Annotated in this window: 25 protein-coding genes, 1 pseudogene and 1 riboswitch; of the genes and pseudogenes, 14 read left to right on the top strand and 12 right to left on the bottom strand. The window is 72.2% G+C overall.

The annotated features are described in order from the left end of the window. The first annotated feature begins 347 nt into the window (after window positions 1-347). Window positions 348-1,172, top strand: a complete 825-nt coding sequence (locus OG611_RS34980; RefSeq protein ID WP_266429505.1) for an IclR family transcriptional regulator — start codon at window positions 348-350, stop codon at window positions 1,170-1,172. A 106-nt stretch (window positions 1,173-1,278) separates the two neighbouring features. On the opposite strand, the gene thrS is transcribed toward OG611_RS34980, so the two are convergent. The 3 genes from thrS to OG611_RS34965 all read right to left on the bottom strand — a co-directional run bounded on the left by thrS (window position 1,279) and on the right by OG611_RS34965 (window position 4,936). Next, window positions 1,279-2,574, bottom strand: coding sequence for a threonine--tRNA ligase (thrS, locus tag OG611_RS34975; RefSeq protein ID WP_323180335.1), 1,296 nt, complete (start codon window positions 2,572-2,574; stop codon window positions 1,279-1,281). A gap of 149 nt (window positions 2,575-2,723) precedes the next feature. After that, the gene (locus tag OG611_RS34970; RefSeq protein ID WP_266429499.1) at window positions 2,724-3,230 is read right to left on the bottom strand and encodes a MarR family winged helix-turn-helix transcriptional regulator; all 507 of its coding nucleotides are present in this window, start codon (window positions 3,228-3,230) and stop codon (window positions 2,724-2,726) included. Beyond that, window positions 3,227-4,936: an FUSC family protein gene (locus tag OG611_RS34965; RefSeq protein WP_266429496.1), complete on the bottom strand. Its 1,710-nt coding sequence runs from the start codon at window positions 4,934-4,936 to the stop codon at window positions 3,227-3,229. The genes OG611_RS34970 and OG611_RS34965 overlap by 4 nt, the downstream gene beginning before the upstream one ends. Before the next feature lie 151 nt (window positions 4,937-5,087). On the opposite strand from OG611_RS34965, the gene OG611_RS34960 reads away from it, so the two are divergent. Beyond that, entirely contained in the window at window positions 5,088-5,855 is a 768-nt protein-coding gene (locus tag OG611_RS34960) for a VOC family protein (protein WP_266429494.1), read from the top strand. Between the two features lie 64 nt (window positions 5,856-5,919). Further along, a complete protein-coding gene (pcaB, locus tag OG611_RS34955) occupies window positions 5,920-7,278 on the top strand; it encodes a 3-carboxy-cis,cis-muconate cycloisomerase (RefSeq protein WP_266429492.1) in 1,359 nt (452 codons plus the stop codon). A 15-nt stretch (window positions 7,279-7,293) separates the two neighbouring features. On the opposite strand, the gene OG611_RS34950 is transcribed toward pcaB, so the two are convergent. Next, a complete protein-coding gene (locus tag OG611_RS34950; protein ID WP_266429489.1) occupies window positions 7,294-8,496 on the bottom strand; it encodes an amidohydrolase in 1,203 nt (400 codons plus the stop codon). Window positions 8,497-8,552: 56 nt separating this feature from the next. After that, window positions 8,553-9,299 (bottom strand): GntR family transcriptional regulator, encoded by a 747-nt coding sequence (locus OG611_RS34945; RefSeq protein ID WP_266429487.1) that lies wholly within the window; start codon window positions 9,297-9,299, stop codon window positions 8,553-8,555. Window positions 9,300-9,525: 226 nt separating this feature from the next. Between OG611_RS34945 and OG611_RS34940 the strand changes: the two genes are divergently transcribed. Next, the gene (locus OG611_RS34940) at window positions 9,526-11,043 is read left to right on the top strand and encodes an APC family permease (protein WP_266429485.1); all 1,518 of its coding nucleotides are present in this window, start codon (window positions 9,526-9,528) and stop codon (window positions 11,041-11,043) included. A 42-nt stretch (window positions 11,044-11,085) separates the two neighbouring features. Here OG611_RS34940 and OG611_RS34935 read toward each other — a convergent pair whose 3' ends face one another. Together OG611_RS34935 and OG611_RS34930 are read right to left on the bottom strand one after the other, a co-directional pair. Further along, window positions 11,086-11,694 (bottom strand): GNAT family N-acetyltransferase, encoded by a 609-nt coding sequence (locus OG611_RS34935; protein ID WP_266429482.1) that lies wholly within the window; start codon window positions 11,692-11,694, stop codon window positions 11,086-11,088. Window positions 11,695-11,758: 64 nt separating this feature from the next. Beyond that, window positions 11,759-12,265: a cupin domain-containing protein gene (locus OG611_RS34930; protein WP_266429479.1), complete on the bottom strand. Its 507-nt coding sequence runs from the start codon at window positions 12,263-12,265 to the stop codon at window positions 11,759-11,761. A gap of 103 nt (window positions 12,266-12,368) precedes the next feature. Here OG611_RS34930 and OG611_RS34925 point away from each other — a divergent pair, with 103 nt between their 5' ends. The 3 genes from OG611_RS34925 to OG611_RS34915 all read left to right on the top strand — a co-directional run bounded on the left by OG611_RS34925 (window position 12,369) and on the right by OG611_RS34915 (window position 14,187). Beyond that, on the top strand, window positions 12,369-12,791 hold the full coding sequence (locus OG611_RS34925) for a hypothetical protein (RefSeq protein ID WP_266429476.1): 423 nt from the start codon (window positions 12,369-12,371) through the stop codon (window positions 12,789-12,791). 86 nt (window positions 12,792-12,877) lie between these two features. Then, window positions 12,878-13,528: a DUF3105 domain-containing protein gene (locus tag OG611_RS34920; RefSeq protein ID WP_266429474.1), complete on the top strand. Its 651-nt coding sequence runs from the start codon at window positions 12,878-12,880 to the stop codon at window positions 13,526-13,528. Then, on the top strand, window positions 13,525-14,187 hold the full coding sequence (locus tag OG611_RS34915) for a DUF305 domain-containing protein (protein ID WP_266429471.1): 663 nt from the start codon (window positions 13,525-13,527) through the stop codon (window positions 14,185-14,187). Before OG611_RS34920 ends, OG611_RS34915 begins: the two co-directional genes overlap by 4 nt. 94 nt (window positions 14,188-14,281) lie before the next feature. On the opposite strand, the gene OG611_RS34910 is transcribed toward OG611_RS34915, so the two are convergent. Then, entirely contained in the window at window positions 14,282-14,449 is a 168-nt protein-coding gene (locus OG611_RS34910; RefSeq protein ID WP_266431478.1) for a hypothetical protein, read from the bottom strand. On the opposite strand from OG611_RS34910, the pseudogene OG611_RS34905 reads away from it, so the two are divergent. Together OG611_RS34905 and OG611_RS34900 are read left to right on the top strand one after the other, a co-directional pair. Further along, window positions 14,379-14,693, top strand: a pseudogene (locus tag OG611_RS34905) (formylglycine-generating enzyme family protein); the annotation flags it as partial. The gene OG611_RS34910 and the pseudogene OG611_RS34905 overlap by 71 nt on opposite strands. After that, window positions 14,690-15,946 carry an ROK family protein gene (locus tag OG611_RS34900; RefSeq protein WP_266429468.1) on the top strand — a complete coding sequence of 419 codons (1,257 nt, stop codon included), beginning with the start codon at window positions 14,690-14,692 and terminating at the stop codon, window positions 15,944-15,946. The pseudogene OG611_RS34905 and the gene OG611_RS34900, both read left to right, overlap by 4 nt. Window positions 15,947-16,028: 82 nt before the next feature. Here the strand turns inward: OG611_RS34900 and xylA are convergent, their stop codons facing one another. Continuing rightward, a complete protein-coding gene (gene xylA / locus OG611_RS34895) occupies window positions 16,029-17,198 on the bottom strand; it encodes a xylose isomerase (RefSeq protein ID WP_266429465.1) in 1,170 nt (389 codons plus the stop codon). 205 nt (window positions 17,199-17,403) lie between these two features. On the opposite strand from xylA, the gene xylB reads away from it, so the two are divergent. The 5 genes from xylB to OG611_RS34870 all read left to right on the top strand — a co-directional run bounded on the left by xylB (window position 17,404) and on the right by OG611_RS34870 (window position 23,546). Continuing rightward, a complete protein-coding gene (xylB, locus tag OG611_RS34890; RefSeq protein ID WP_266429463.1) occupies window positions 17,404-18,885 on the top strand; it encodes a xylulokinase in 1,482 nt (493 codons plus the stop codon). Between the two features lie 63 nt (window positions 18,886-18,948). Continuing rightward, entirely contained in the window at window positions 18,949-20,226 is a 1,278-nt protein-coding gene (locus OG611_RS34885) for a VWA domain-containing protein (protein WP_266429461.1), read from the top strand. Then, entirely contained in the window at window positions 20,226-21,074 is an 849-nt protein-coding gene (locus OG611_RS34880) for a hypothetical protein (RefSeq protein WP_266429459.1), read from the top strand. The genes OG611_RS34885 and OG611_RS34880 overlap by 1 nt, the downstream gene beginning before the upstream one ends. A gap of 277 nt (window positions 21,075-21,351) precedes the next feature. Then, the gene (locus tag OG611_RS34875; RefSeq protein ID WP_266429457.1) at window positions 21,352-22,719 is read left to right on the top strand and encodes a cytochrome P450; all 1,368 of its coding nucleotides are present in this window, start codon (window positions 21,352-21,354) and stop codon (window positions 22,717-22,719) included. Window positions 22,720-23,009: 290 nt separating this feature from the next. Next, window positions 23,010-23,546, top strand: a complete 537-nt coding sequence (locus tag OG611_RS34870) for a DUF4232 domain-containing protein (protein WP_266429455.1) — start codon at window positions 23,010-23,012, stop codon at window positions 23,544-23,546. Window positions 23,547-23,573: 27 nt separating this feature from the next. On the opposite strand, the gene OG611_RS34865 is transcribed toward OG611_RS34870, so the two are convergent. The 3 genes from OG611_RS34865 to OG611_RS34855 all read right to left on the bottom strand — a co-directional run bounded on the left by OG611_RS34865 (window position 23,574) and on the right by OG611_RS34855 (window position 26,761). After that, the gene (locus OG611_RS34865; protein ID WP_266429453.1) at window positions 23,574-23,981 is read right to left on the bottom strand and encodes a hypothetical protein; all 408 of its coding nucleotides are present in this window, start codon (window positions 23,979-23,981) and stop codon (window positions 23,574-23,576) included. Between the two features lie 48 nt (window positions 23,982-24,029). Beyond that, window positions 24,030-24,139: riboswitch (SAM riboswitch) on the bottom strand. Window positions 24,140-24,188: 49 nt separating this feature from the next. Next, entirely contained in the window at window positions 24,189-25,451 is a 1,263-nt protein-coding gene (locus tag OG611_RS34860) for a cytochrome P450 (RefSeq protein WP_266429451.1), read from the bottom strand. Then, the gene (locus OG611_RS34855) at window positions 25,448-26,761 is read right to left on the bottom strand and encodes a cytochrome P450 (RefSeq protein ID WP_266429448.1); all 1,314 of its coding nucleotides are present in this window, start codon (window positions 26,759-26,761) and stop codon (window positions 25,448-25,450) included. The genes OG611_RS34860 and OG611_RS34855 overlap by 4 nt, the downstream gene beginning before the upstream one ends. Window positions 26,762-26,931: the final 170 nt, after the last annotated feature.

Here is a 26,931-nt window from a genome sequence, read left to right as displayed (position 1 = left end):
GACTTCACTGCGCGTGAGCTTAGTCAGATCGAATCAGTGCTTCGGCATATTCACCCAACCCCCTGCGCGAGCGCTTCAGCGGTAATACACTCACGAGATTTTGCACGCACCGCCGTCACGCGCACACAAGGAGTGACACCCGGCGCGATCCGGCGAGGAAGGGAGTCGTTCGTACCGGAGAACGGGACAGTGTCCGAGCCGACCGAGGGTGTACGGCCAGGCCACCCTGCCGAGCACGTACGGTGGCGGCGGCAGTTGAGCGACTCACCCCGGCCTGCCACTCCGTCCTGTCCCGCAGCACGGGACAGACGTACATGTGATCGAACCGGATCGAAAGGAGCACATTCATGACTCACGGGCGGGTGGACGGCCGGGTCACCGAACTGACACCGGTACCGAAGGGGCACGGACACACCATGGGGCCCGATCGGGGCTACACCATCGAGTCGCTGGACACCGGGCTCCGGCTGATGCAGCTCTTCCTCACCCATGACACGCTCACCGTCTCCGAGGCCGCCGGGCTGCTCTCCGTGGGCCGGTCCACCGCGCACCGGGTGCTCAGCACCCTGGAGGGACGCGGCTTCGCGATCCGGGACTTCTCCGGCCGCGGTTACTCGGCCGGTCCGGAGCTGGTCCGGCTCGGCCGCCCGGCGGGATTCGGCACGGCCGTCCGCGAACGGCTGGGAGCGGTACTGGAGGACGCGCTGCGACGGACCGGCGAGACGGTGCAGAGTGCGGCGCTGATCGGCGACCGGATCGTCGTCACCGACGGCCGCGAGTCCCCGCATCCGGTGCGGGTGATGCCGGAGGTCGGCGGTACGCACCCCGCCCACGCCACGTCGGGCGGGAAGATGCTGCTCTCCCGGATGACGACGGAACAGGTCTGCGCCCTCTACCCGCGGGAGGAGCTGCCCGCGGCCACGCCGAGCACCGTCTCCTCGCGCTCCGCGCTGCTCGCCGAACTGGAGGAGATCCGCTCCCGCGGATACGCGCTCAGCCGCGGGGAGTCGGTCCGGGGCATGAACACCGTGGCCGTACCGCTGGCGGGATCGAGCTGGCGCGACCGGCTCGCCCTGATGGCGTCGGCACCCGCCGACCGCGGCGACGACGCGGCGCTCGCCCGTCGCGCCGAGGAACTCCACGTGTCCGCCGCGCTGTTGGGCACGGCCTGAGTGATCCCTGCCGTGCAGCCGGGGAGGAGCGCGCGCCGGAGCGGACCACCCGAGCACGATGGTCCGCTCCGGCGGCCTGCTCCGGCTTCCGGGCCGGCCGGGGTCCCTACGCCCGGAGTTCGATGCTGTGCGCGTCCACCAGGGCGGCGATCCGGGCGAGAACCTCGTCCGCGGGCTGCGGCTCCAGCCGGGTTCCGTCGCGCAGGCGCAGGGCCACGTGTCCTTCGGCCGCTTCCCTGGCCCCGATGACCGCCTGGCAGGGCGCCAGGCGCGCTTCCCGGATGCGGGCGCCCAGGGTGCCGCGCTCCGGTCCGGCGATCTCGGCCCGCAGTCCCAGATCGGCGCATTGCCGGGCGAGCGCCTCGGCGGCCGGCAGTTCGGCGCCGGAGATCGGGAGGATCGCCACCTGGGTGGGGGCGAGCCAGGCGGGGAGGGCCCCGCCATGCGCCTCGATCAGATGGGCGACGGCCCGCTCCACACTGCCGATGATGCTGCGGTGAACCATGACCGGCCGGTGTTTCGCGCCGTCGGCACCGATGTAGTGCAGGTCGAACCGGACCGGCTGATGGAAGTCGATCTGCACGGTGGACAGGGTCGACTCGCGGCCCGCGCCGTCGGCGACCTGAACATCGATCTTGGGGCCGTAGAACGCGGCCTCTCCCTCGGCCGCCTCGTAGGGCACTCCCGAGCGATCGAGGACCTCGGTCAGCAGAGCGGTGGACCGCTGCCACATCGCCGGGTCGTCGACGTACTTGCCTCCCGCGCCCGGGAGGGAGAGGCGGTAGCGGGCCGCACTGATGCCCAGCGCCCGGTACGCCGCGCCGATCAGCTCCAGAGCGGCCCGCGCCTCCTCGGCCACCTGGTCCGGGGTGCAGAAGATGTGCGCGTCGTTCAGCTGGATGGACCGCACACGGGTCAGTCCGCCGAGCACTCCGGAGAGCTCGGATCGGTACATGCCGCCCAGCTCGGCCATGCGCAGCGGCAGTTCGCGGTAGCTGTGCGAGCGGGAACGGTAGATGACCGCGTGGTGCGGACACAGGCTCGGCCGCAGCACCACCTGTTCCCCGCCCAGGTCCATCGGCGGGAACATGTCGTCGCTGTAGTGCGACCAGTGCCCGGAGATCTCGTACAGCTCCCGCTTGCCGAGCACCGGCGAGTACACGTGCCGGTAGCCGGCCCGCCGTTCGGCGGTGCGGATGTACTCCTCCAGGGTGTGGCGCACCGCGGCGCCGTCGGGCAGCCAGTAGGGCAGTCCCGCGCCGATCAGCGGGTCGGTGTCGAACAGGCCCAGCTCGCGGCCGAGCTTGCGGTGGTCGTGCATGGCGGTCTCCTCGCGGTCGTCGGGCGGGTGACCGCAGGGCGAAGCCCCGGGGCACTCGCCCCGGGGCTTCTCACTGCACAGCTGTCAGCGCGCCGGGACACTCTCCGGCGTCGTCGTCATGGCAGCGCGCTTCATGCGGCGGACGTTAGCAGCGGTGTACCGGCATCCGCGCGGTATTTTCCGGCGCGGTCGGCACGGACCTCGCACCTCCCCGCGGACCTGCCTTCGGTTCAGCGCCGGGCGCCGCCGATGCGCCCCTCCAGCTGCACCAGCAGCTCGCTGAGCTGGGCGCTGAGCCGGGTACGGGACTGCTCGTCGAGGCCGGACAGCACCGTGCGTTCGTACGCGAGCTGCCGGGGCAACAGCATGTCCACCAGCTCGCGGCCCTGCTCGGTGAGACGGACGTGGTTGACGCGGCGGTCGCGGTCGTCGCCGCGTCGGTCGACCAGACCGCGCTCCTGGAGGACCCGCAGGCGCTTGGTGACCGCGGCGCCGGACGAGAAGGTCTCCCTGGCCAGTTCGCCGGGGGTGAGTTCGCGGTCGGTACGGCGTACGGCACCGAGCAGGTCGAACTCGGCGCGGGTCAGACCGGCGGCGCGCAGCGGGGCGTCCTCGGCCTGCTGGAGCAGGGCCGCGCAGCGGTTGATGCGGCCGATGAGTTCCATCGGTCCGGTGTCCAGCTCCGGGTTGACGGCCTGCCACTGCCGTACCACCGAGGCGACGATGTCGTCGGTCACACCGCTCCGTTCTCCGGGGCGCGGGCGATCGGCCCCCGCCGTGTTGCTGTCGCGGCGAGCGTACGGTGTCCGGCCTGCTCGGCGGCGAGGACCTGCTCCTGGGGCAGGGCGCGCTGCCACCATTCGCCCGCCGCGGTGTCGTCCGCCTCGCGCAGCTCGACGAGCGATCCGGTCAGTTCGCGGCGGGCGGCGTCGAGCGCGGCGGGCGCGGGCTGCGGGGCGGCCAGCGCGTGCACGGCGCGGGCGCGGGCCAGATCGGTGGCGGCCAGTGCCTTCTCCAGGCGTCCGGCGGCCCGGCGGTTGGTCACCAGCATGGCGGCGAGCAGGCCCGCCCCGGCGCCGATGACGGTGTCCAGGACCCGGTCGCCGATGAGTTCACCGGCCGTCGGGTGGGTGCCGCCGAATTCCAGGACCAGCAGCGCCATCGGGGTGACGGCGACGGAGCCGAGCCAGTAGTTGCGGGTGATCAGGGCCTCCGCCGCGAAACCGAAGAACAGGCAGAAGCCGATGAGCGCCAGCGGTCCGGTGCGGCTGACCGGGAGGACGGCGGCGAAGACGAGGACGCCGAGCAGATTGCCGAGGGTGCGCTGGAGGGCCCGGTTCCAGGACAAGGTCACATTTGCCTGGTACAGCGAGGCGGCGGTGACGATCGCCCAGTAGGGACGGCCGACGCCGGCCGCCTGGGAGACGTAGCCGGCCAGGGCGCAGCCGATGAGCGCGCGGGCGCCGATGGGCAACAGCGGGGAGCCCGGGGCGAGGCGGCGCAGCAGCGCGCGGCGGGCGTCGCGGCGGCTGCCACCGCGCCGGGCGGCCCGTTCGGCCTCGATGCCGAACAGTTCCTCGGACGTGCCCGGGGCGGGCGGCGGAGTGGGAACGGGGCCGCGGGCGCGGGTCTGCCGGGCCCAGGCGCGGAGCCGGTCGGGGTCGGGAACGGGGACGGCCGGGGAGGCGTCGGGGGTGCCTCCGGCGAGGGCGGATTCGGCGTGGACGACGAGGTGTTCGAGCGCCCGGCGTACGGGTGTGGGGCGTCCGGCGGCGAGCAGGGTCTGCCAGGCCGCGTGCACGGCGGCGGCAGCGGCGTGCCGGGTGCGGTGGCCGGGATCGGCGAGGTACGCCGCAGCCGCGTCGAGGGCGCGGGCCGTCGCCCGGCGCTCCGGGCCCTCCCGGCGGAGGAGCGCGGGGCCGGCCGTGACCAGCCAGGCGATCACGCCCGCGCCCAGGGTCAGCGCGAGATGACCCGGCACCTGGCCGAGACGCTGCGGGGCGAAGAGCGCGGCGGAGGTGACGAAGGTGAAGATCACCGGTCCGGGCGGACCGATGCGGGTGGCGTCGCAGAGCGTCTTCTGCCCCGCCGCGAGCAGCGCCCCCACCGCGATCAGCACGGCGGTCGAGCCGGTGAGAGAGGCCGCGACCAGCGATGCAGCCAGGCCGATGATCATGGCGACGACGACTCCGGCGACGGTCCGCGCGCGACGGGCGTACGGCAGGTTGTGGCCGTACAGCGCACAGAGCGAACCGGCCATCGTGTACATCACGAGGTCGAGCCGGTCGACGGCGAGCAGCACCAGATCCGGTACGGCGGTGGCGACGACCACGCTCAGCGCCGGTTTGAACCACATGTCCGAGGGCCGGGCGAGACGCAGCGGAGCTGCCAGCGGGAGTCTGCGGACGGAGGGCTGCCGGGACCGGATAGTTGTATCGCTCACCCAAATACTTTAGCAGGTATTACACCTGTGAAATATTTTCCCCCGATGGCCGCCTCCCGCACGAGGTCATAGCGTTCGAGTGCGCAAGGACGGACAGGCGCAGGCACAGGTACGCGTCCACGCGCCCCACGCACCCCACGGAGGAATCCGAATGAAGCTCACCGAACCCGTGCCCAGCGGCCCCTGCTGGATCGAGTTGAGCACCCCCGACATCCCGGCCGCCAAGTCGTTCTACGCAGCACTCTTCGGCTGGCGCTCCGAGACCGATCCGCGCGAGGAGGCGGGCGGCTACACGATGGCGCACCTCGGCGACGCGCGAGTGGCGGCGCTCAGCCCGATCTACCAGCCGGGTCAGCCGACGGCCTGGACGGTCTCGTTCGCCACCGAGGACACGGACGCCACGGTCGAGCAGGTGAAGTCGGCGGGCGGCTCGCTCCTGGTGGGCCCGATGGACGTGTTCGACCAGGGCAGGTTCGCGGTCGTCGCCGATCCGTCCGGCGCGGTGTTCTCGTTGTGGCAGGCGCGCGCCTTCGCCGGTGCCGAGCGGCTGAACGACCCCGGTGCGCTCGGCTGGGTCGAACTCGTCACCCGTGAGGCCGACCCGGCGCTCGCTTTCTATCCCGCGGTCTTCGGATGGACGGTGAACGCCGCGCCGGAGCACTACACGCAGTGGGGCGTGGCCGGTGAGGACTTCGGCGGGATGCTGATCATGGACGACAGGTTCCCGCCGGAGGCGCCACCGAACTGGCTGCCGTACTTCGCCGTGACGGATGTCGACGCGACGGCCGCGACGGCGCAGGGAGCCGGTGGCGAACTGCTGATGCCGCCGACCGACATTCCGGACGGGCCGCGGATCGCGGTCGTACGGGACCCGCAGGGTGCGGTGTTCGGCATCCACCGGGCAGGCAACGAAGGTTAGGGTCTTCCGTCCGGATCGGGCCCGGTCCGGACGAAAGGCCCCAGGGTCCCCTGGAGTTCAGCCGATGTACGAGAGCGACGCCGGACTGCTCGCCCCCGGGTGGGCCGGCTCCCCCGCCGAGACGACCACGGGCGACAGCGCCTTTCTGCAGGCGATGCTCGACGCCGAGGCGGCGCTCACCCGTGCCCAGTCCGGCTGCGGGCTCGCCCCCGCGGAGGCCGGGCGGGCGGTGACCTCGGCGGCCGACGCGGGCCGGTTCGACGTACGGGACCTGGCGCTGCGCGCACGCGCGGACGGCGATCCGGTCGTCCCGCTGGCCATGGACCTCCTCGCCGCGGTGGAGCAGGACGTCCGGCCGTATGTGCACCGGGGCGCGACCAGTCAGGACATCCTCGACACCGCCGCCATGCTCGTCGCCGCGCGGACCCTGGCTCCGCTGCTCGACGATCTGGCGCGGACCGCGGAAGCGGTGGCACGGCTCGCCACCGCGCATCGCAACACCCCGATGGCCGGCCGGACGCTGACCCAGCACGCCGTACCGACCACTTTCGGACTGAAGGCGGCAGGGTGGCGGGCGCTGATCCTGGACGCCCGGGACCGGCTCTCGGCCGTACGGGAGTCGCTGCCCGCACAACTCGGCGGCGCGGCAGGCACGTTGGCCGCCTTCGAGGCGTACGCGCCCACCGAGGACGCCGACGGGATCGATCCGGGGCTGCCCCTGATCCAGGCGTTCGCGAGCGAACTCGGTCTCGCCGAGCCGCTGTTGCCGTGGCACACCCTGCGTACCCCGATCGCCGACCTGGCGGGCGCGCTTGCCTTCACGGCCGGGGCGATCGGCAAGATGGCGGCCGATGTGATCAACCTGTCCCGCACCGAGATCGGCGAGGTCACCGAGGGGCGGGGCGATGAATCGTCCGTCATGACGCACGAGGCCGATCCGGTGCACGCCACACTGATCGCGGCGGCCGCCCGTCGCGCCCCCGGTCTGGCGGCGACACTGTACGGCTCGCTCGCCGCCGAGGACGAGCGTCCGGCCGGGGCCTGGCACGCCGAGTGGGAGCCGCTGCGCGAACTGCTGCGGCTCGTCGGCGGGGCCGCGCACCGCGCCGCCGAGCTCACCGGCACACTGCGCGTCGTCCCCTACGCCATGCGGGAGAACCTCCAGCTCACCGACGGGCTGATCGTCTCGGAGCGGCTGGCCGCCGTGTTCGCCGAACGAATCGGCCGCAAGCGCGCCAGGGAGGTGCTGGTGAGCGCCGCCCACCGGGCCCGTGCGGAGACCACGGACCTGGCCGACGTCCTCACCGATGTGCTCGACGAGGAACCCGAACTCGCCGGTCTCGACCTGGGCGAACTGACCGACCCCGCCCGGTACACCGGATGCGCGGGCTCCCTCACCGATCGCGCGCTCGACCGCGGCTGACGGGTCCGGTGCGCCTCAGACCAGCCGGCCCTCGCGGGCGATGACCCGGCCGGCGCGTACGACCAGGGACGGGATCGGGCGGTCCACGACGGCCTCGGGCAGCGAACCGGCGGCCACCAGGACGAAGTCGGCCGGGTCCCCGGTCTCCAGCCGGGAGGCGGGCAGTCCGAGCAAGGAGGCGCCGCCCCGGGCCACCGCCTCGTAGCAGGCGGCGAGTTCGGCATCGGTGCGGGCATCCGTGCGGTAGGCCAGCAGATGGGACCGGCCGAGCATGTCGCCGTCACCGAACGGCGTCCAGGCATCGCGCACGCCGTCCGAGCCGACGGCGACCCGCACGCCGTGCGGGGTGAGCCGTGCGGGGTCCAGGACCGGGTCGCCGCCCAGGGCACAGGTGACCAGGGAGACACCGGCGTCGGCCAACCGCGCCGCGACGGCGTCGCGTTCGTCGCCCCCGAGCTCGGCCACGGCGAAGGCGTGGCCGATGGCGACGCGTCCCTGCATTCCGGCGGCGACGGTACGCCGGGCGATCTCGGTGACCTGGCGCAGCCCGACGGGCCCGCCGTCGTGCAGATGGATGTCGACCGGTACGCCCCTGCGGGCGGCCAGCCCGAACACGAAGTCCAGCTGGCCCGCCATGTCGTCGTCGATGCCGATCGGGTCCAGACCGCCGACGACGTCGGCGCCCTCGGACAGGGCCTGCTCCATGAGTTCCGCGGTGCCGGGCTCGCTCAACAGGCCGAGCTGGGGGAAGGCGACGATCTGGACGTCGAGGAGGTCCTTGCGGGCATCGGCCGCCGCCCGCACCCCGTGCACCCCGGCGAGGCCGTGGACGGGGGCGACATCCACATGGGCCCGCATGGCGCGGGTGCCACGGGCGACGGCCCGGTCCATGAGCGCCCCGGCCCGCTCCTCCACCGGGGTCGTGAAGGCGGTCCTGGCCCGTACATCGCCCTCGATCAGGTCACGGAGCGACCCGGCCGGTTCGCGGCTCAGCCAGGGCCCGCCCCAGGTCGACTTGTCGGGGTGGACGTGCGCGTCGACGGGCGAGGGCAGGGCGAGGGCTCCCGCAGCGTCCACGGTCACGCAGCCGTCGGGCAGCTCCGCCGGGTCGTACGCGGCGATCCGGCCGTCGGAGACCAGCAGGTCACGGGTGCGTCCGTCGGGGGAAAGGACGGCAGTGAACAGGACATGGGGGCGGGCGGGGGCGGGCGTCGCCATGGGGCGGAGTCTCCTTCGGTGGTGCGCGACGTCGTGCGCGGGGTGGGGCGTGCCGGTCAGGGCCGGAGCCGGGGACCGGGATCCGCCGGTGCGGCGGTGTCAGCGGTGGTGGTGGCTGCGGCGAGCATCTGCATAGCGGTCTCGCGCGTTCCGGCCACATGACGGCGGGCGATCCGTTCCGCCGCCTCCGCGTCGCCGCTCCTGATCGCCTCGTAGAGCAGTTCGTGCTCGCCGCACATCACGGGACCGTCGCCCGGCTCGGAGGTGAGACCGAAGAGCCGGCGCAGCCGGCCGTCCAGCGGCGCCATCAGACCCTGGAGCAGCGGATTGCCGGACATGACGACGATCTGCTGATGGAAGTCGGCATGGACCGAGCCCAGTTCGCGGGTCCGGCGGGGGGAGTCCGCGGCGCGGCGGGCGCGGTCCAGGAGCCGCTCCAGGGTGCGCAGGCCGTCCCGGTCCGCGCGCCGGGCGGCCAGCGAGGCCGCCAGCGCCTCCAGGTGTTCCCGGATGTCGAAGAAGTCCGCGGCCTCGGCCGGGCCGAGCGGGGCGACGAACGCGCCCTTTCGTGCCTGAGCGGCGATGAATCCCTCGGTCTCCAGTCGCTGGATGGCCTCCCGTACGGGGATGCGGGACACCCCCAGCTCGTCCGCGAGTTCCCGTTCGACGACGCGGTGCCCGGAGGGGTAGCGGCCGTCGATGATCCTCTCGCGCAGTTCCGCATAGACCTGGTCGCGCAGCGACTGATGTGCCGCACCGATCGTGCCGGTGGCGGTGAGGCCGGCGGTTCGGCTGCTGCTCATGGACTCGCTTCCTGCCCGTCGGAGCCGGTCTCTTCCGGCTCCCGTGCCGCGATCATCGCAGATTCCGGAAAGCTTCCGTAGACCCTTGCTTGGTATTCGGTATACCAGATAGCTTGAGCGCCGCGCCCAATCGATGCGCCCTGAACTGGTCTTTTCCGCTGATCCATGCCTGGAGCAGGCATCGGCTTCGGCGTCCAGCCGCCCGTTCGCACCTGAGGAACCACCGATGACACAACCCTCGACGGCCGTCCCGCAGCCCGCCTCTCCCTCTCCCTCCTCCGCCGGCCTGCCGGATGCCGCCCCGCCGTCCGGCGGTCCGGCGGGGAGCCTCGCCAAAGGGCAGATCGGCACCTTCGATCTGGTCTTCTTCGTCGTGGCGGCGGCCGCACCGCTGACCGTGCTGGCCGGTGTCGCGCCGTTCGCCATCGGCATCGGCGGTCCGGGCACCCCGCTCGGCTATCTGGTCTCCGGCGCGCTGCTGGTGCTGTTCGCCGCCGGGTTCACCGCGATGAGTCGCTACGTACGCAATGCCGGGGCCTTCTACGCGTACGTCGCCCGGGGCCTCGGCCGCACGCTCGGCGTCGCCACGGCCTATCTGGCGACGCTCTCGTACAACCTCGTCGCCCCTGGCGTCGCCGCCGGGTTCGGCTACTTCGCCTCGACGACCGTGAGCGATCTCACCGGTGCGGAGCTGCCCTGGTGGCCGCTGTCGACCCTCTGCGTGCTGGGCACCGGCGTACTGGGCTGGCTGCGGGTCGCACTGAGCGCGAAGGTGCTGGGGGTGGCACTGGTCCTGGAGGTCCTGGTGCTGCTGGTGATGGACGTCGGGGTGCTGGCGGACCGGGGTACCGACGCCTTGGACATCACGTCCTTCGACCCGTCCGTGCTGGCCTCCTCCGGCGGTATGGCGGGGATGTTCGTCCTGGTCATCGGCGCGTTCACGGGCTTCGAGGCGACCGCGATCTACGCCGAGGAGGCACGCGACCCGGACCGTACGGTGCCCCGCGCCACCTTTGTCGCGATCGGATTTCTGGCGCTGTTCTACGCCGTCGGGGTGTGGATCCTGATGGGGAGCTTCGGCACGGACGAGTCGGTCGCGATGGCCCGGTCGTCGGACGGCCCGCAGCTGACGTTCCACGCGGCCGACCGGTTCGTCGGCCCGTGGCTCGCCGACTCCATGCAGGTGCTGATCGTGGTCAGCGCGTTCGCCGCCACCCTCGCCTTCCACAATGCCGCGGCCCGCTACCTCTACGCCCTGGGCCGCGAGGGTCTGCTGCCGCGCCGTCTGGGCCGGGTCTCGCCCCGGCAGGGCTCACCGGTGACGGCGGTCGTGGTGCAGACCGCCTTCGGCCTGGTGATCGTGGGGGGTGGTGCGCTGCTCGGCGCCGATCCGTATTCCGAGATCTTCCTGTGGACCAACAGCGCCGGCGTGCTCGGCATCATGATCATGCAGGCGCTGGCCGCGCTCGCCGTCTGCTTCTTCTTCCGCCGTGACCGGTGCGGCATGTCGGTCTGGCGGGTCGCGGTCGCACCGCTGATCGCCTTCGTGGGTCTCGCCGTCCTGTCGGTGCTCGCGACGCTCCACCTCGATCTGCTCACCGGGCGCACGGGGGCGGTCAATGTGGCGCTGCTGGTGCCGCTGCCGGTGGTGCTCGTGGCCGGGGTCGTGGTGGCGCTGCGCATCCGTCGCTCCGACCCCGGGCGGTATGCGCGGCTCACCGAGGTGGACGTCGAACGGGACTGAGCGGCGGCGCCTGCCGGACGGCCGACGCCGCCGCCGTGGCGGTCAGCCGTTCGCGTCGTCCCCGCGGAGCCTGGCGTGGAGATGCATGTCGTGCCAGCCGTCGGCGTGCGGATGGGAGTGGCGCCGGGTGCCCTCCAGGGCGAAGCCCGTCTTGGCCGCCACCCGGCAGGACGCCTCGTTCAGTACGGAGTGCGCGAGTTCGAGCCGCTCGAATCCGATCTCGCCGAAGGCCCAGTGTGCGAGCGCCGAGACGGCCCGGGGAGCCACGCCCCGTCCGCGGGCGGCCGGCAGCACCCAGTAGGCGCATTCCGCCAGACCGATCTCCGGCACCAAGGAGCGGAGCGAGACCCGGCCGAGCACTTCCCCGATCCCGTCGTCGGCCCCCTCGGGGCGTACGACGGCCCAATGGGCCGCGGTCTCGCTGTACCAGGCGTCCCGCCACTGCTCGATCCAGTCGCGCGCCTCGTCCTCGGTGTCGGCCCGGCGCAGATGCCAGTGCTGGATCGCCGGATCGGAGAAGGCGGCGACGACGGTCGGTGCGTCCTCCTGCCGCCACGGCCGCAGCAGCAGGTCGTCGGCGACGGCGAGAGCCGGTTGGGCGGAGTCCGCGAGGCTACCCGGAGGAAGGTGGGGCGGCACCAAGTACGGCATGGGCACATCATCCCCCGGGGCCGCCTTTCACACCGGTCGCACACGCCGTCCGTCGGCCGGTCCGTCAGCCCACCTGCTCGTCGGTCGCCTGGACGTGGTCGGCGATGCCGACCACGAGGACCCTGGTGTCCGGTTCGATGGGCCGCCACCGGTGGACGAGGCCGCCCGCGCAGTAGAGCGTGTCGCCCTTTTCGAGACGGTAGAAGTTGCCGTCCGCCTCGACCTCCGCCGAGCCGTCGGCCACGTACAGGATCTCGTCGTTGCGGTGCCGGAACTCCCGACCCCAGTCGTGCGCACCGGTGAACTCCAGGGCGTGCAGCCGTTGATGGCCCCGGACCAGCGGGCGCATCCGGCCCTCGCCCTCGGCCCCGGTCTCCCGTACGGCGGCGGAGGTGCGGCGCACCACGTCGACGGGCCGGGGCACCTCGGCCGTGGACAGCAGCTGGACCGCGCTGGTGTCGAGCGCGTCGGCGATCCGCTGGAGGGAACCCATGCTCGGTCCGAAGGAGGAGAGGGCGGAGACGGAGCCGGCCGGAGCCGGGTCCGCCCCGTAGCCACCGACTGCTCGCACGCCGGATGCCCCCTTGCGCGGAAGGCCGTGCGAGGGGGCACCCGCATGACATCCACCCCATCCACCTCTCATTGAAACTTCACACACCGCGTACGATGACGGGATGAACGGGCTGAGCGAACGGACGCGCCGACGGACGCAGGGCACCTGCGCGTCGGCCGTGCTCGGCTGGCTGTTCGTGCTGCTCGCCATGGTCTCGTGCTGCTCGATCACGGCCCCGGCCGCGCACGGCTCCGGCGCCCACCCGGCGACCGCTGTCCGGGCCATGACACCCACGCCCCAGGTGCTCGCGCGGATCGTGGTGGCCGACGCCCCCGAGGACCGGGGCATGGGCAGTTCCTGCCACAGCACCTCCGAGCACGCGACCCCGGTCGTGCTGCCGGCACAGAGCGCACCCGCGGCCCTTCCCGGTACGGCCACCACCGCTCCGGTCGCCCCGCTCACCGGCGCGGCCGCGATCCGCGGCCCTTCCAACGACGCCGTGCGGGAAGTCGACCATCTCCGGCTGCAGGTTCAACGGATCTAGAGGCACGCCCCGTTCCCCGGGACACCCGAGGAACGGACTCCGCATGCCCTCAGCTCCATCAGTCTTGTTGAACCGAAGGACTCTCCATGGCATCCGCCAAGCAGCAGAACACCTCTGCCTCCGCACGTCGCGCCAAGCTGGAGGAGGCCCGCCGCAAGGAGCGGGCCCGCGAGCGGCGCAGCCGCATCATCACCATCACCGCGTCCGTCGCCGTGGTCGCCGCGCTCGTCGCGGGCGGCGGCTATCTGATGTCCGCCGCCGACGACAAGGAAAAGGCCGAGGTCGAGGCCAAGTCCTCGCCGGTGAAGGTCGAGCGGACCTGGGACAAGCTCACCCAGAACCACGTCGACAAGAAGGTCGACTACCCGATGAACCCGCCGGTCGGCGGCGATCACAACCCGATCTGGATGAACTGCAACGCCGACGTCTACGCCAAGGCGATACCGAAGGAGAACGCCGTCCACTCCCTGGAGCACGGCGCGGTCTGGGTCACGTACACGAGCAAGGCGAAGCCGGCCGACCTGAAGAAGCTCCGTGAACGGGTCGAGTCGACGCCCTACTCGCTGATGAGCCCGGTCGAGGACCAGGCCGCCCCGCTCATGCTCAGCGCCTGGGGCAAGCAGGTGACGGTGACCGGCGCCGCCGACACGCGCGTCGGGCAGTTCTTCACCAAGTACGTGCAGGGCCCGCAGACCCCGGAGCCGGGCGCGGCCTGCACGGGTGGGGTCGCCCAGTGACGTCCGCGGTCCGCTCCTCGCGTCCGATGATGCTGGCCGGCGGTGCGGTGCTGCTGCTGGCGCTGGGCCTGGTCGTGCTCATGCTCGTACGACCGTCCTCGTCCGCGGGCTCCGCCTCCACTGCGGGTTCCGCCTCCGCCGCGGCCGCTCCCTCGGACACATCGGTCGATGTCGGGTTCGCCCGCGACATGTCGATCCACCATCAGCAGGCGGTCGAGATGTCGTTCATCGTCCGGGACCGCACGTCCGACGAGGCGGTGCGCCGGCTCGCGTACGACATCATCAACACGCAGGCCAATCAGCGGGGCATGATGCTCGGCTGGCTGGAGATGTGGGGCCGGGCGAAGTCGTCCAGTGCCCCTCCGATGGAGTGGATGGGCCACACCTTCACCCCCAGGGGCGACGGTTCGCTGATGCCCGGCATGGCGACCGACACCGAGCTCGACGCGCTGCGGGCGGCGAAGGGCAAGGACGCAGAGGTGCTGTTCCTGAAGCTGATGACCTCGCACCACCGGGCCGGCGCGGAGATGGCTCAGGCCGCGGCCGGCTCCGCGGACACGGACGCGATCAGGAACCTGGCGGCGGGCATGGTCCGGGGCCAGCAGTCGGAGATCGCGCTCATGGCGGACATGCTGAAGGAGCGCGGCGCGACGGGCTGAGCGCCGGACGCGCCGGCACCCCGCGCACGCCGGTGCGCACGCGCGGCCGGCCCGTTCGCCGCGGATTCCGCCGCCGCGAACGGGCCGGCCCCGGTCATGACACGGCGACCCCCACCTCCTCGGGGACCAGCGCGGTCCCGTCCGGCAGCCGGAAGTCCAGCGTGATCCGCTGCGCACCGGTCGCCGCCCGGTCGGCCTCGGGCAATGTGTGGGAGTGGTGCGCCGACCGGTTCAGCGCCGACTGGCACGTCGCCGACCGCACGCCGACCCGCGTCCATCCCGTCGGACCGCCGGCCGGCGAGAACCGGGTACTGCGCGGCGGTTCCTACCTGTGCCACAGCTCCTACCGCACCCGCTACCGGGTCGCGGCCCGCACCTCCAACACCCCGGACAGCACAACGGGCCATGGCGCATTCCGCTGCGCGCTGCGGGCGGGCCGGGGACACCGCGGAAAGGATCGCGCCGGGAGCCGAACAGGGGATCGCATAGGCTCGGTTCCGACATGAAGAGCAACAACGTCACACCGCTGGGGCCCAAGGCCGACAAGGACACCGTGCGCCGGAGCAACCTCAGCCTGGTGCTGCGGGCCGTCCGCGACGAGGCCGAGGGCGGGGCGACCAGGGCGGCGGTGGCCGCGCGGGTGGGACTGACCCGGGCCGCGGTGTCCTCGCTCGTCGAGCAGTTGCTCGGCACCGGATTCCTCACCGAGTCCGGCAAGACCTTCAGCGGACAGGCGGGCCGCCCCGGGACCGCGCTCAAGGTGGCCCGCACCGGGCCCGCCGGGCTCGGCGTGGAGATCAACATCGACTACGTGTCGGTGTGCGTCGTCGACCTGGCGGGCACCGGACGGGTGCGGCTCACCGAGCACCTCGACAATCGCGGCGCACCGCCCGCGGAGGTCCTGGCGCGGGCGGCCGGAATCGCCGCGCGCACCCTGGAGTCGGCGCGCGAGCAGGAGTTGTTCCCGGTCGGGGTGGCACTCGCGCTGCCCGGCCTGGTTTCCGGCGGTGCGGTGCGCCAGGCGCCCAACCTGGGCTGGAACCGGGTTCCGGCCGATGAGCTCTTCGCCGCCGCGCTCGCCGCCGAGCGTCCCGGCGGTGCGGCGCTGCCGGTACGTGCGGAGAACGAGGCCAATCTGGCGGCGCTGGCCGAGCTGTGGTTCGGCGGGCTCGACGCGGTCCGCAGCTTCCTGTACCTCACGGGCGAGATCGGTGTCGGCGGAGCCCTGGTCATCGACGGTGAACTGCTGCGCGGGGCGCATGGCTTCGCCGGCGAGATCGGGCACGTGGTGGTGGACGCCGAGGGGCCGGAGTGCCGGTGCGGCTCGCGCGGTTGTCTGGAGCGGTACGCGGGACAGGCGGCGCTCCTGCGGGCCGCCGGGATCGAGGAGTCGGGCGGCGGAGCCGGCGTGGCCGAGCTGGAACGGCGCGCCCGTGCGGGGGACGAACGGGCGGTGGCCGCCGTCGCGGAGGCGGGCCGGATGCTGGGACGGGTGCTGTCCGGAGCGGTGAATCTGCTCGACCCGGATGCCGTGGTGCTCGGCGGGATCTACCGGAACCTGATGCCGTGGCTCTCGCCGTCCGCCGACGAGGAGCTGACCGGGCGTGTGGTGTCGGGGCTCTGGTCCCCGGGGAGCGGGCGGCTGCGCGCCTCGTCCGTCGCGGGTGACGCGGCACGGGGCGCCGCGGCGCTGGTGCTGACCCGGGTGCTGGCCGACCCGGTGGCGTACGCGGGCCGGCTGACCGGTTCGGCCGGGTGAACGGGTACGGGGCGGCCGGACATCCGGCCGCCCCGTCGCACACCCCTGTGGCGCCGTGGCCCCGCGGGCTTGTGCCCCTGGCTCAGCGGACCCCGAGCAGGTGGTCCATCGCCAACTGGTCCAGGGCTTCGAACGCCATCCCCCGTTCCGCCGCCGCGTCCACGTCGAACTCCTCGAACGCCGACCGGTCGGCCAGCAGCCCCGCCACTCCGTCCTCGGCGGTGGGGCGGGCCAGCTCGTCGAGCCGGGACGCGCGCAGCGCCTCCCGCACGGCGGGGTCGGCGCGGAACGCGGCGGCGCGCTCCTTGAGGATCAGATAGTTGCGCATGCAGCCCGCGGCCGACGCCCAGACACCATCGTGATCCTCGGTCCGCGGCGGCTTGAAGTCGAAGTGCCGCGGGCCCGCGTAGCCGGCCGTCTCCAACAGGTCGACGAGCCAGAACGCCTGGCGCAGATCGCCCGCACCGAAGCGCAGGTCCTGGTCGTACTTGATGCCCGACTGACCGTTCAGATCGATGTGGAAGAGCTTGCCCGCCCACAGCGCCTGCGCGATGCCGTGCGGGAAGTTCAGCCCGGCCATCTGCTCGTGCCCGGTCTCCGGGTTGACACCGACCAGTTCCGGCCGTTCCAGTCGCTCGATGAAGGCGAGGGCGTGGCCGATGGTCGGCAGCAGGATGTCGCCGCGCGGCTCGTTCGGCTTGGGTTCGATGGCGAACCTCAGGTCGTAGCCCTGCTCGGTGACGTAGTCGCCCAGCAGGTCGAAGGCTTCCTTCATGCGGTCGAGGGCGACCTGGATGTCCTTGGCGGCGCCGGACTCGGAGCCCTCGCGGCCGCCCCAGGCGACGTAGGTGGTGGCGCCCAGCTCGACGGCGAGGTCGATGTTGCGGAGGGTCTTGCGCAGCGCGTAGCGGCGTACGTCACGGTCGTTGGCGGTGAACGCGCCGTCCTTGAACACCGGGTGGGTGAACAGGTTCGTCGTCGCCATGGGGACGACAAGACCGGCCGCGTCCAGCGCCTGCCGGAACCGCTTCACGATCCCTTCGCGCTCGGTGTCCGTCGAGCCGAACGGAATCAGATCGTCGTCGTGGAAGGTCACACCGTACGCGCCCAGCTCCGCGAGCCGCCGCACGGAGTCGGCCGGGTCGATCGGCGCGCGGGTCGCATCGCCGAACGGGTCGCGCCCCTGCCAGCCCACCGTCCAGAGCCCGAAGGTGAACCGGTCGTCGGGGGTGGGCGTGAAGCGTTCCGTCATCGTCTGGCCGCCTTCGATGCGTCGGGCCCAGGACCGATCGAGGCACCCGAGCCTTATTTGTTCAGTGACATGACCAATGATGCACGGACCGCGTCCGGCACGTAACCCCTCACCACGAGCCACTGTCGGGCGGGCACCCGGTGACGTAATTTGTTCTGTGCACGATCAAATCCCGCACCGCACGCAGCACAGGAATGAGGGCGCCATGCAGCCGCGTACCGTCGTCATCGGCGTGGACAGTTCCACCCAGTCCACCAAGGCGGCCTTCGTCGACGCCGCGAGCGGCCGGCTGCTCGCCGTCGGCCGCGCACCGCATGTCGTCAGCGGTGCGGCGGGGGCCCGCGAGAGCGACCCGGAGGTGTGGTGGCAGGCGCTGCGCGCCGCCGTCACCGCCGGGCTTAAGGAGTCCGGAGCCGCTGCCTCGGCCGTGACCGGCATCGCGATCGCCGGGCAGCAGCACGGACTGGTCGTCCTCGACCGGTCGGGCCGCCCGCTGCGCCCCGCGATGCTGTGGAACGACACCCGCTCCGCCCCGCAGGCCGCCGCGCTCACCGAGGCGCTCGGCGGCCCGGACGCCTGGACCGCGCGGACCGGATCGGTGCCGGTGGCCGCCGTCACCGCGTCGAAATGGCGCTGGCTGCGGGAGAACGAGCCGGACAACGCCGCCGCGACCGCGGCCGTGCGCCTCCCGCACGACTTCCTGACCGAACGGCTCGCGGGCACCGCCGCCACCGACCCCGGCGACGCCTCGGGCACCGGCTGGTACTCCACCGCGACCGGCGCCTACGACCCCGTACTCCTCGAACTCCTCGGCCTGGATGCCGCGTTGCTGCCCGAGGTGGCCGGGACCGGCGCGACCCGTGTCGGCTCGCTGACCGCCGAGGCGGCCGACGCGCTCGGGCTGCCCGCCACGATCGCCGTGGCCGCGGGCACCGGGGACAACATGAGCGCCGCCGTCGGCCTCGGCCTGGGTGGCGCCGGACTCCTCGACCACCCCGTCCTCAGCCTCGGCACCTCGGGCACGGTCTTCGCAGCCTCCCGGACCCGGCCCGCGTCACCGGCGCTCTCCGGTTTCGCCGCGGCGGACGGTACGTATCTCCCGCTGGCGTGCACCCTCAACTGCACGCTCGCCGTGGACAAGGTCGCCGCACTGCTCGGCCTGGACCGCGACGACACGTCGCCCGGCGGCGAGACGGTGCTCCTCCCCTACCTCGACGGCGAACGCACCCCCGATCTGCCCACCGCCTCCGGACTCCTCACCGGTCTCCGGCACGACACCACGCCCCGGCAACTCCTCGGCGCCGCCTACGAGGGCGCCGTCGTCACCGTACTGCGCGCCCTCGACGAACTGCTGCGGGCCTGTGGCCTCGACCCGGCCGCCCCCGAGGTGGCCGCCCGGCCGCTGCGCCTGATCGGCGGCGGTGCGCAGGGGCGGACCTGGGTGCAGACGGTACGACGGCTCTCCGGCCGCCCCGTGATCGTGCCCGGCAGCGGCGAGCCGGTGGCTCTGGGCGCCGCCGCGCTGGCCGCGGCTGCGGCCACCGGCGCCGACCCGGTCGCGATCGCCGCGGACTGGGGCACTGGCGAGGGCGCCCAACTGCCGCCCGCCCAGCGGGACTCGGCCACCTGGGAACGGGTCGGTTCGGTGCTGGAGCGAGCCTCCGGCCCACTGCTCGGCGGTTTCTGACGGTTCCACGGCCATCCCCGGACCGGTTTGGGGAAGCGAAGCGATCTTCACTACTATCCGGCGATGATCATAAGAAAAAGGCTGACGGTCGGGGTGGGCATCCTGCTCGCCACCCTGACCGCCGGGCTCGGTTCGGCGCTCCCCGCCGCCGCCGACGAAGCCCCCGCCAAAGCCTCCCCCAAGGTCGAGCTGGTGCTCGACGTCAGCGGCTCCATGCGGACCCGTGACATCGACGGCCAGTCCCGGATGACGGCCGCCAAGCAGGCGTTCAACGAGGTCCTGGACGCGGTGCCCGAGCAGGTGGAGCTCGGCATCCGGACGCTCGGCGCCGACTACCCGGGCAACGACCGCAAGGTCGGCTGCAAGGACACCAAGCAGCTCTACCCGGTCGGCCCGCTGGACCGCACCGAGGCGAAGACCGCGGTCGCCACCCTGGCCCCCACCGGCTGGACCCCGATCGGCCCGGCCCTGCTGGGCGCCGCCGACGACCTCAAGGGCGGCGACTCCACCCGCCGGATCGTACTGATCAGTGACGGCGAGGACACCTGCGGCCCGCTCGACCCGTGCGAGGTGGCACGTGACATCGCGGCCCGCGGCATCCACCTCGTCATCGACACCCTGGGCCTGGTGCCCAACGCGAAGATCCGTGAACAGCTGACCTGTATCGCCGAGGCCACCGGCGGCACCTACACCGCGGTCCAGCACACCGATGAACTCTCCGGCCGCGTCAAGCAGTTGGTCGACCGGGCCGCCGAGCCCGTCGTCACCCCCGTGGCGACCGAGGGGGCGGACAGCTGCTCCGCCGCACCGCAGCTCAAGGCCGGCCTGTACACCGACCGCGAGAAGTTCGGCGAGCACCGCTGGTACCGCGTCGATGTACCGCCCGGTCAGGAACTGCGCGCCTCGGTCAGCGTCTTCGCCGACCGTGCCGTGAACAACGACTACGGCGTGCTGCTGCGGGCGCTGACCGTGCACGGCCGGGAAATCGTGCGGGGCTCGGAGTCGGGCACCGGCCGTACGGATGCGATCTCCTCCGGCCTGCGCTACCCGAAGGCCGAGGTGGACGACTCGGACAGCGACGACAAGCCGGCCGCCGAGACCGTGTGCCTCCAGGTCGCCAACTCCTTCTCGGCCCCCGCCTCGGTGAAGACCTCGCCCGGCATGCCGGTCGAGCTGACCGTGGACCTGGTGGACAGCCCGGACGCTGCCGCCGATGCCGCCGCGTTCGGTCTCGGCCGCGGCTGGTGGCTGCTGGGCGTGCTGGTCCTCACCGGACTGGTCGCGGGACTGCTCTTCGGCTGGATCTCGCGCTGGCGCGTCGCCGTCTGGAGGACCAACTGATGATGCGTACGACACGTGCACTCGCGGGCGCGCTGCTCGCCGGGCTCGCCCTGCTGACGTCGGCGGGCGCCGCGGCGGCCGACGACCCGTCGGCGAGCCCGAGCCCGAGCGCCTCCGGGGACGGGTCCGGCCCCACCGAGGCCGGCACCACCTTCCGTACGGCGACGGCCGTCCAGCAGAACCAGCGCGCCACCGCCGGGGCGTCCACGGGTGACTACCTGTACTGGGTGTTCCCTGCCGACGCGGGCCAACGGGCCACCGTCAAGGCGAAGATCACCCTGCCGGAGAGCGCCACCCGGCACGGCGCGTCGACCTGGCAGGTCGATGTGTACGACGGGCTGCGGCGCCGGCAGGCCTGCATGTACGGCCGCCAGACCGGCAAGGCCGGGTCCGACGCGTCGACGGTCGAGCTGACCTGCGTGCTGCGGACCGTCCGTGCCTGGTCCGAGCCGTGGGCCGACGACCCGCTGCCGGGCAGCTACTACGTACGCCTCACGGTCGTCGATCTGCCGTCGGCGGACCTCGGCCTCCCGGTGCAGACCGAGGTCGAGATCACGGCGGCCGACCAGGGCGGTGCCGGCGATGTGGACGGCACGCTCGCCAAGCCGTTGGTCCCCGGCGTGTCCTCCGTCGAGCAGGCCTCGGACGGCTCGACGGACGCGGGCGACGACACGACACCGAAGGTCTCGCTCGGCAGTGAGCCCGAGGACGGCTGGGCCTCGGGCTGGTGGACCGACCGCTGGCTGTGGACGGTCGGCGGCGGGGTGCTGGGGTCGCTCGCAGCGCTCTTCGGCTACTCCCTCACCCGCGGTGGCGGCCGCCCGTCCCGGGTCCCGCCGGGCGTCTGACCACGCACCTCGCGGGACGGGCTCCGATCAGGGGCCCGGCACACCGCAGGACCGCACCTCCGGACGGGCCCGGGTTCCGGGCCCGTCCGGAGACGGCGGACAGTGCCTTCTCCGCCACCCTGCCGCCCGCCCCGGCCCCCCCGGACGGCATCGCGCGACTACCCTCGACAACTCACGTACCGCAGAAGGCCGATGACATGTTCCACGGCGGGCGGTACCGCTGAAGTCAGGTCGCCGCGCACCGAATCGGGTGCGCCACAAGGGAGCGGAGACTTTCATGTCCACGGAGACCGGCCAGGCCGTCGATGCCGAGCCGCGGAGCCACAGGATCGTGCCGGGACCGAAGGGGCTGCCGTTTCTCGGGAGCCTGCCGCAGTTCGGGAAGAACCCTCTCGCCTTCTTCGAGCGGCTGCGCTCCCACGGGGACATGGTGGGCTGGCGATTCGGCCCCAACTCCTGTGTGTACATAGCCGATCCGGACTGCATAGGCGAGCTGCTCACCGAGACGGAACGCTCCTTCGACCAGCCGGCCCTGGGTATCGCTTTCCGGACCGTGATGGGCAACGGCGTGGTCGTCGCCCGCGGCACGGACTGGCGACGGAAACGGTCACTGGTGCAGCCCTCCGTACGGCCCAAGCAGGTGCGGTCGTACGCGGCGACGATGGCGAGCAGCACGGTGGAGCTGGCGGAAACCTGGTCGGGCGGTGAACGCATCGACGTCAAGAGGGAGATGGCGGCGCTGACGCAGCGGATCGCCGTGCGCACCATCTTCGGCGTCGACACGGCGGCCGACGCGGAGGCGATGGGCCGGGCGATGGATGTGGCGCAGCAGGAGATCGGCAAGGAGTTCGCCGGTATCGGCGCGCTGTTGCCGGACTGGGTGCCGACTCCCGGCCGGGCCAGGATCAAGAAGGCCGCGGCGGTCATCGACGCCGAGGTGGGCCGGGTCGTCGCCCGTCATCGCGACGGCGGGGACGAGCGCCCCGACCTGCTGAGCCGGCTGTTGACCGCGGTCGACGAGACGGGCGCGCACCTCACCGACCAGGAGATACGCGACGAGACGGTCACGCTGTACATCGGCGGGCACGAGACGACCAGTTCCACGCTGGTGTGGGCCTGGTATCTGCTGTCCCGCAATCCGCGGGTGCGTGCCGCGCTCACCGATGAGCTGGACCGGGTGCTCGGTGGCCGGGAGCCGGAGTTCGACGACTACGCGCGGCTGACGTACACCCAGTCCGTGGTCAAGGAGACCCTGCGCCTCTACCCGACGATCTGGCTGGTCACCGGTGTCGCGAAGGAGGGTGCGCGGATCGGCGGTGTGCCGATGCCGGAGGGCACCCGGGTGTGGACCAGCCAGTGGGTGACACAACGCGACGCGCGGTGGTTTCCCGAGCCGGAGGAGTTCCGCCCCGAGCGCTGGGATCCGGAGACGGGCGACGACATCGCGGAGTACGCCTGGTTCCCGTTCGGCGGCGGCCCCCGGGTCTGCCTGGGCACCCGGTTCGCCATGGTGGAGGCGGTCCTGATCCTGGCCGTGCTGGCGCGCCGTTTCGAGCTGGACCTGGACCCGGGCGTCATCGGTCCGGTGCCGTCGCTGACGCTGCAGCCGGACCGGGAAGTGATGGCGACGATCCGGACACGGTGAGGCACCCGGGCGGGGTGCCGCGCGGTGGGGGCGCCGGTCCCCCTGGGTCGGGCCCGCGGTCGCGTGAGGCGGGACGGTGCTTCCGGAACCGGGTGACTTTCCCGGGTCCGGACGCGCAACCCGTCCCGGCACCGGACACATGGCCCGTCCCGACACCAGATACGCCGAACCGACATGTCCGATCTGTCGCGGAGATCGGGTCAGGCGGTTCACACTGTCCATGTCGGTCCCACCGACCGACGGGCCGCCCGGCCGTTTCCGCAGGCTGTCGATCCAACGGGAGAAACACCATGCGTCTCCGCTCCGCTCTCGCCTCCGCGCTCTCCGTCACGGCCGCCCTGACACTGACCGGCACCGCGGCGTCGGCAACGACCGGCACCGCGTCCACCGACACCGCGAGCCGCCTCGGAACCTGCCAGGAGCAGGACCTCGACGTGCACGCCGCACCCGGCGGACAGCGGAACGTCGCCCGTATCAGCGTCACCAACAACAGCCACCGGGCCTGTGTGGTGGACCGGATCCCCACGATCACCTTCAGGGGCCTCGACGGCTCCGCCGAGGCCGTCCCGCCCGCCGGGAGCGGACCCTACGCACTGGCCGGCGGCGAGCGGGCGTACGCCGCCGTGCGCACCGCGGACCCGGCGGCCGCCGAAGGCCACGTCGTCGGCAGCCTGTCCGTGGCGGCGGACCCCTCCCATCTGGGCGTCGCCTTCCGCGCGGCCACCGTGGGCATGCCCGAGGGAGTCCACGTGTGGGTGCCGGTGACCACCCTGTGGCAGGAATCGCGCGCCGCGGCTGACAGCGCGCTGGCGGACGCGCTGGGCTGACGAGCGGGCCCTGCTGACCGGGCGGCCCTACAGGCCGTAGGACGTGCCGCCGACGGTCCGCCGCGGGTCGGGGGCCGTCGTCGCGCACAGCGGGCCGCCGTCGAGACCGGCGTTGACCAGGGCGGTGGCACGGCCGGCGGAGTCCACCAGTTTCAGGGCGTGCCACCGCGGCAGCCAGAACACCCGTCCGCGGTGCTCCGTGAGCAGTTCCGTGAGGGCTGCCGGAGCATGCGTCCACACCTTCGGCAGGTCCTCGGCGTGGTCGAAGGCGGGGCGCAGCCCGACCCAGCCGTCGGCGCCGACGTCACCGGAGGTGAGCAGGAGTTCCACGGCCTGGCCGGGCTCCTGGTGGCACTTCTTGGCATGGATCCAGTGGACGTGGTGACCGGGGCCGTGGCTGGAGCAGCCGTCGTTCCGGATGAGGTGGGGGAGCATGGTTCTCCGCCTTCCCGAGATCATGAACCCCAGGTGCTCTGCCCCGATGGTCCGCTGTTCCCCATACGCTGCGCATGAGGCCGGTCGTCACCCGGAGCACCCGCAGCGGAGCGGGGTGCCGTCCAGTTAGCCGGGGCTGTGCACTGGAACTCATGACCTGCGAGAACTGTATCCCACGAGCGACGGTGCCCGACGGGTGGTCAGTTCTCAGCCGTGCAGCAGGACCGGGAAGGCCTCCATGTCGTTCTGCGTCATCACCGGCAGCTTGCGGACCTGTTCGTCCGTGACGGCCGCCCGCAGCCCGGGGAAGCGCGCGAACAGTGCGGGCAGGGCGATCCCGGCCTCGACCCGGGAGAGCGCCGCCCCGGGGCAGATGTGGGGGCCGTGACCGAAGGTCATGTGGCGGATCGGGGCCGGCCGGGTGATGTCGAAGTCGTCGGCGTCCGCCCCGTGGTGCTCGATGTCGCGGCCGATGGCGCGGTAGGAGATCACCACTCCTTCGCCCTTCGCGATCACGTCGTCGCCGATCCGGATGTCCTCCGTGGCGAACCGCATCAGCAGATGGGTGGTGGGGGTGTCCCAGCGCAGGGTCTCCTCGATCACCGTCTCCCACGGGATCTCGCCGTCGAGCACCCTGCGCAGTTGGTCGGGGTGGGTGAGCAGGGCGCGTACGGCGTTCAGGATCAGCCCGATGGTGGTCTCGTGACCGGCGGCCACCATCGCCTTGAGAGTGCCCACCACCTCTTCCTCGGTGAGCGGTTCGCCGCCCTCCTCGGCAAGGATGAGCGCGCTGGTGAGGTCGTCGGCCGGACGCGCGGTCCTCTCGCGTACGAGAGCGGCGTAGAAGACGTCCAACTCGGCCAGCAGCGCCAGGCGTTCCTCCTGCGGGGTGAGCATGGAGAAGAACGCCTTGTACCGCCGCATCAGCATGGGGTGCTCGGCCTCGTCCACGCCCATCAGCATGCCGACGACCCGCATCGGCAGCGGCTGGGCGAACACGGACTTGAGGTCGACCACACCGTTCTCGCTCTTCTCGCCCTGCTCGGCGAGGGCATCGAGTAGTTCCTCGGTGAACTTCTCGATGTCCGGGCGTATCTCCTCCAGCCGGCGCGGCGTGAGTGCCTGGGAGGTCTTGGTACGCAGCCGCCGGTGCTCGGCACCGTCCACCGTGAACATGGAACGCCCGGCGTCGATCATGCCGATCAGCGGCCACTCGTGCGTGACCTCCCCGCGCTGCCAGAGCCCCCAGGCGTCGAGGTCCTTCACCAGGCGGGGATCGACGAGCAGTTGACGGGCCAGGGCATGCCGGGTGACGGTCAGGGCCGGAACGCCGAGGAGCTCGATCCTGGCGAGCGGACCGGCGTCACGCAGTCGTGCCGTCTCACCGTCCAGGTCCTGGACCAGCGGGTCGATGACGACGGGCCCGCCGCTCGAAGCGGCCTCCCGGGCAGCGGCGTGCGGGCAGTTCAAGACAAGTCTCCTGTCGGGCGTACGGGGGCGAACCGGACGGGCAACGCGGTCATCCCCCGCAGGAAGGCGGACTGGCGCCGGACCAACTCCGGCGCGGGAACGGACAGTTCCAGGTCGGGAAGCCGGTCGAGCAGCACCTCGATCCCGGTGCGGGCGATGATTTCGGCGATCTCCTGCGCGGGGAAGGGGCAGCGGTATTCGCCGTGGCTGAACGCCAGGTGCGCGCTGTTGCCGCGCTGACCCGACGACCCTCCCGAGGCGGAGAGATGCTGCCGGATGTGCGGATCGGCGTTGGCGGCGCCCAGACCCAGCAGCAACATGTCCCCGGCACGGATGTTCCGGCCTCCCAGCCGGGTGTCGCGGGCCGCCCAGCGACCGGCGAGGATCTGCGTCGGGCCCTCCTCCCAGAGCACCTCGTTCATGGCTTCGGCGACGCTGTGCCGACCGCCGGAGAGCGCGACGGCGAACTGGTCGTCGGTGAGCATCAGCCGGAGCGAGTTGCCGATCCAGTCGGCCGTGGTGAGGTGTCCGGCGGCCGTGATGGCCATCAGGTCGAGTACGTACTCCTCGTCGGTGAACTCACCGGCGTACGCCAGCATTCGCGAGGTCACGTCGCTCCCGGGCGCGGCCCGCCGTGCCGCCAGCAGCCGCTGCATGTGTTCACCGAACCGCAGATGGGCCTCCTGCGCGCCCGGTCCGCCGTCGGCCAGATCCCTGAGCACCTCCGCGATCCGCGGCCCGTCCGCATCGGGGAATCCGACCAGACGGGCGAGGACGAGCACCGGCAGCGGCACGGCGAAATCGGCGATCAGGTCCGCCGTACCGCGGTCGCAGAACCCGTCGACGAGCCGGTCGGCCAACTCCTCACAGGCCATGCGGAGTTCGAAGTGCTCGACCTCCTCCAGCGCGTGCCCGACCATCGCGGCGTGACGCCGGTGCTCGGCCCCGGCGGTGAAGTAGATGGAGGGCATCGGGCGGCCGACCATCGGCAGCAGCGGCCAGTCCTCGGGGATGATCCCCCACTGGTTCCACAGCCCGACGTCCCTGGGGAACAACTCGCCGTCGCTGGTGACCTGGTGGAGTTCGCGATAGCCGATGACGAGCCAGGCCGGAACTCCGCCGGGCAGTTCGACGGGTACGACAGGTCCGTGTTCGCTCCGCATGGCGCGGTAGACGACGTGGGGTTCGGTGTGGAACCCGGGCCCGCTGAGCGGCACGGCGGACGTACCGCCACCTGCCGGGCAGCCTCCGGCGGCGGGCGGCGGGGACATGGACTGGCGCTCGGGCACCGCGGATGCGGGCGTCGTCATCGTACGGAATCTCCTGTGACGAAGGCTTCGCTCGTTGCGGTGGTCGGATGATCAACGCGGCTTCACTATAAGGAAATTCAGTGAGCCTTTCGGCACTATTCACGACCAATCTCGCCACTCTTCCGATCTGAAGAGCCCGTTTTCTGAGCATGGCTGATCAAAAGGGCGGG

Origin of the sequence: Streptomyces sp. NBC_01363 (genome assembly GCF_026340595.1) — a bacterium.
Taxonomy (GTDB): domain Bacteria; phylum Actinomycetota; class Actinomycetes; order Streptomycetales; family Streptomycetaceae; genus Streptomyces.
The sequence above is the reverse complement of the archived record's forward strand: the minus strand, read 5'-3'. Positions and strand labels throughout refer to the sequence as shown.

Excerpts from the sequence above, each read along its gene's own strand:
- OG611_RS34900 (WP_266429468.1), top strand. The coding sequence starts at position 14,690 with ATGAAGAGCAACAACGTCACACCGCTGGGGCCCAAGGCCGACAAGGAC.
- xylB (WP_266429463.1), top strand. The coding sequence starts at position 17,404 with ATGCAGCCGCGTACCGTCGTCATCGGCGTGGACAGTTCCACCCAGTCC.
- pcaB (WP_266429492.1), top strand. The coding sequence starts at position 5,920 with ATGTACGAGAGCGACGCCGGACTGCTCGCCCCCGGGTGGGCCGGCTCC.
- OG611_RS34925 (WP_266429476.1), top strand. The coding sequence starts at position 12,369 with ATGAACGGGCTGAGCGAACGGACGCGCCGACGGACGCAGGGCACCTGC.
- OG611_RS34880 (WP_266429459.1), top strand. The coding sequence starts at position 20,226 with ATGATGCGTACGACACGTGCACTCGCGGGCGCGCTGCTCGCCGGGCTC.
- OG611_RS34940 (WP_266429485.1), top strand. The coding sequence starts at position 9,526 with ATGACACAACCCTCGACGGCCGTCCCGCAGCCCGCCTCTCCCTCTCCC.
- OG611_RS34935 (WP_266429482.1), bottom strand. The coding sequence starts at position 11,694 with ATGCCGTACTTGGTGCCGCCCCACCTTCCTCCGGGTAGCCTCGCGGAC.
- OG611_RS34875 (WP_266429457.1), top strand. The coding sequence starts at position 21,352 with ATGTCCACGGAGACCGGCCAGGCCGTCGATGCCGAGCCGCGGAGCCAC.
- OG611_RS34870 (WP_266429455.1), top strand. The coding sequence starts at position 23,010 with ATGCGTCTCCGCTCCGCTCTCGCCTCCGCGCTCTCCGTCACGGCCGCC.
- OG611_RS34865 (WP_266429453.1), bottom strand. The coding sequence starts at position 23,981 with ATGCTCCCCCACCTCATCCGGAACGACGGCTGCTCCAGCCACGGCCCC.
- OG611_RS34980 (WP_266429505.1), top strand. The coding sequence starts at position 348 with ATGACTCACGGGCGGGTGGACGGCCGGGTCACCGAACTGACACCGGTA.
- xylA (WP_266429465.1), bottom strand. The coding sequence starts at position 17,198 with ATGACGGAACGCTTCACGCCCACCCCCGACGACCGGTTCACCTTCGGG.
- OG611_RS34920 (WP_266429474.1), top strand. The coding sequence starts at position 12,878 with ATGGCATCCGCCAAGCAGCAGAACACCTCTGCCTCCGCACGTCGCGCC.
- OG611_RS34960 (WP_266429494.1), top strand. The coding sequence starts at position 5,088 with ATGAAGCTCACCGAACCCGTGCCCAGCGGCCCCTGCTGGATCGAGTTG.
- OG611_RS34885 (WP_266429461.1), top strand. The coding sequence starts at position 18,949 with ATGATCATAAGAAAAAGGCTGACGGTCGGGGTGGGCATCCTGCTCGCC.
- OG611_RS34855 (WP_266429448.1), bottom strand. The coding sequence starts at position 26,761 with ATGACGACGCCCGCATCCGCGGTGCCCGAGCGCCAGTCCATGTCCCCG.
- OG611_RS34945 (WP_266429487.1), bottom strand. The coding sequence starts at position 9,299 with ATGAGCAGCAGCCGAACCGCCGGCCTCACCGCCACCGGCACGATCGGT.
- OG611_RS34950 (WP_266429489.1), bottom strand. The coding sequence starts at position 8,496 with ATGGCGACGCCCGCCCCCGCCCGCCCCCATGTCCTGTTCACTGCCGTC.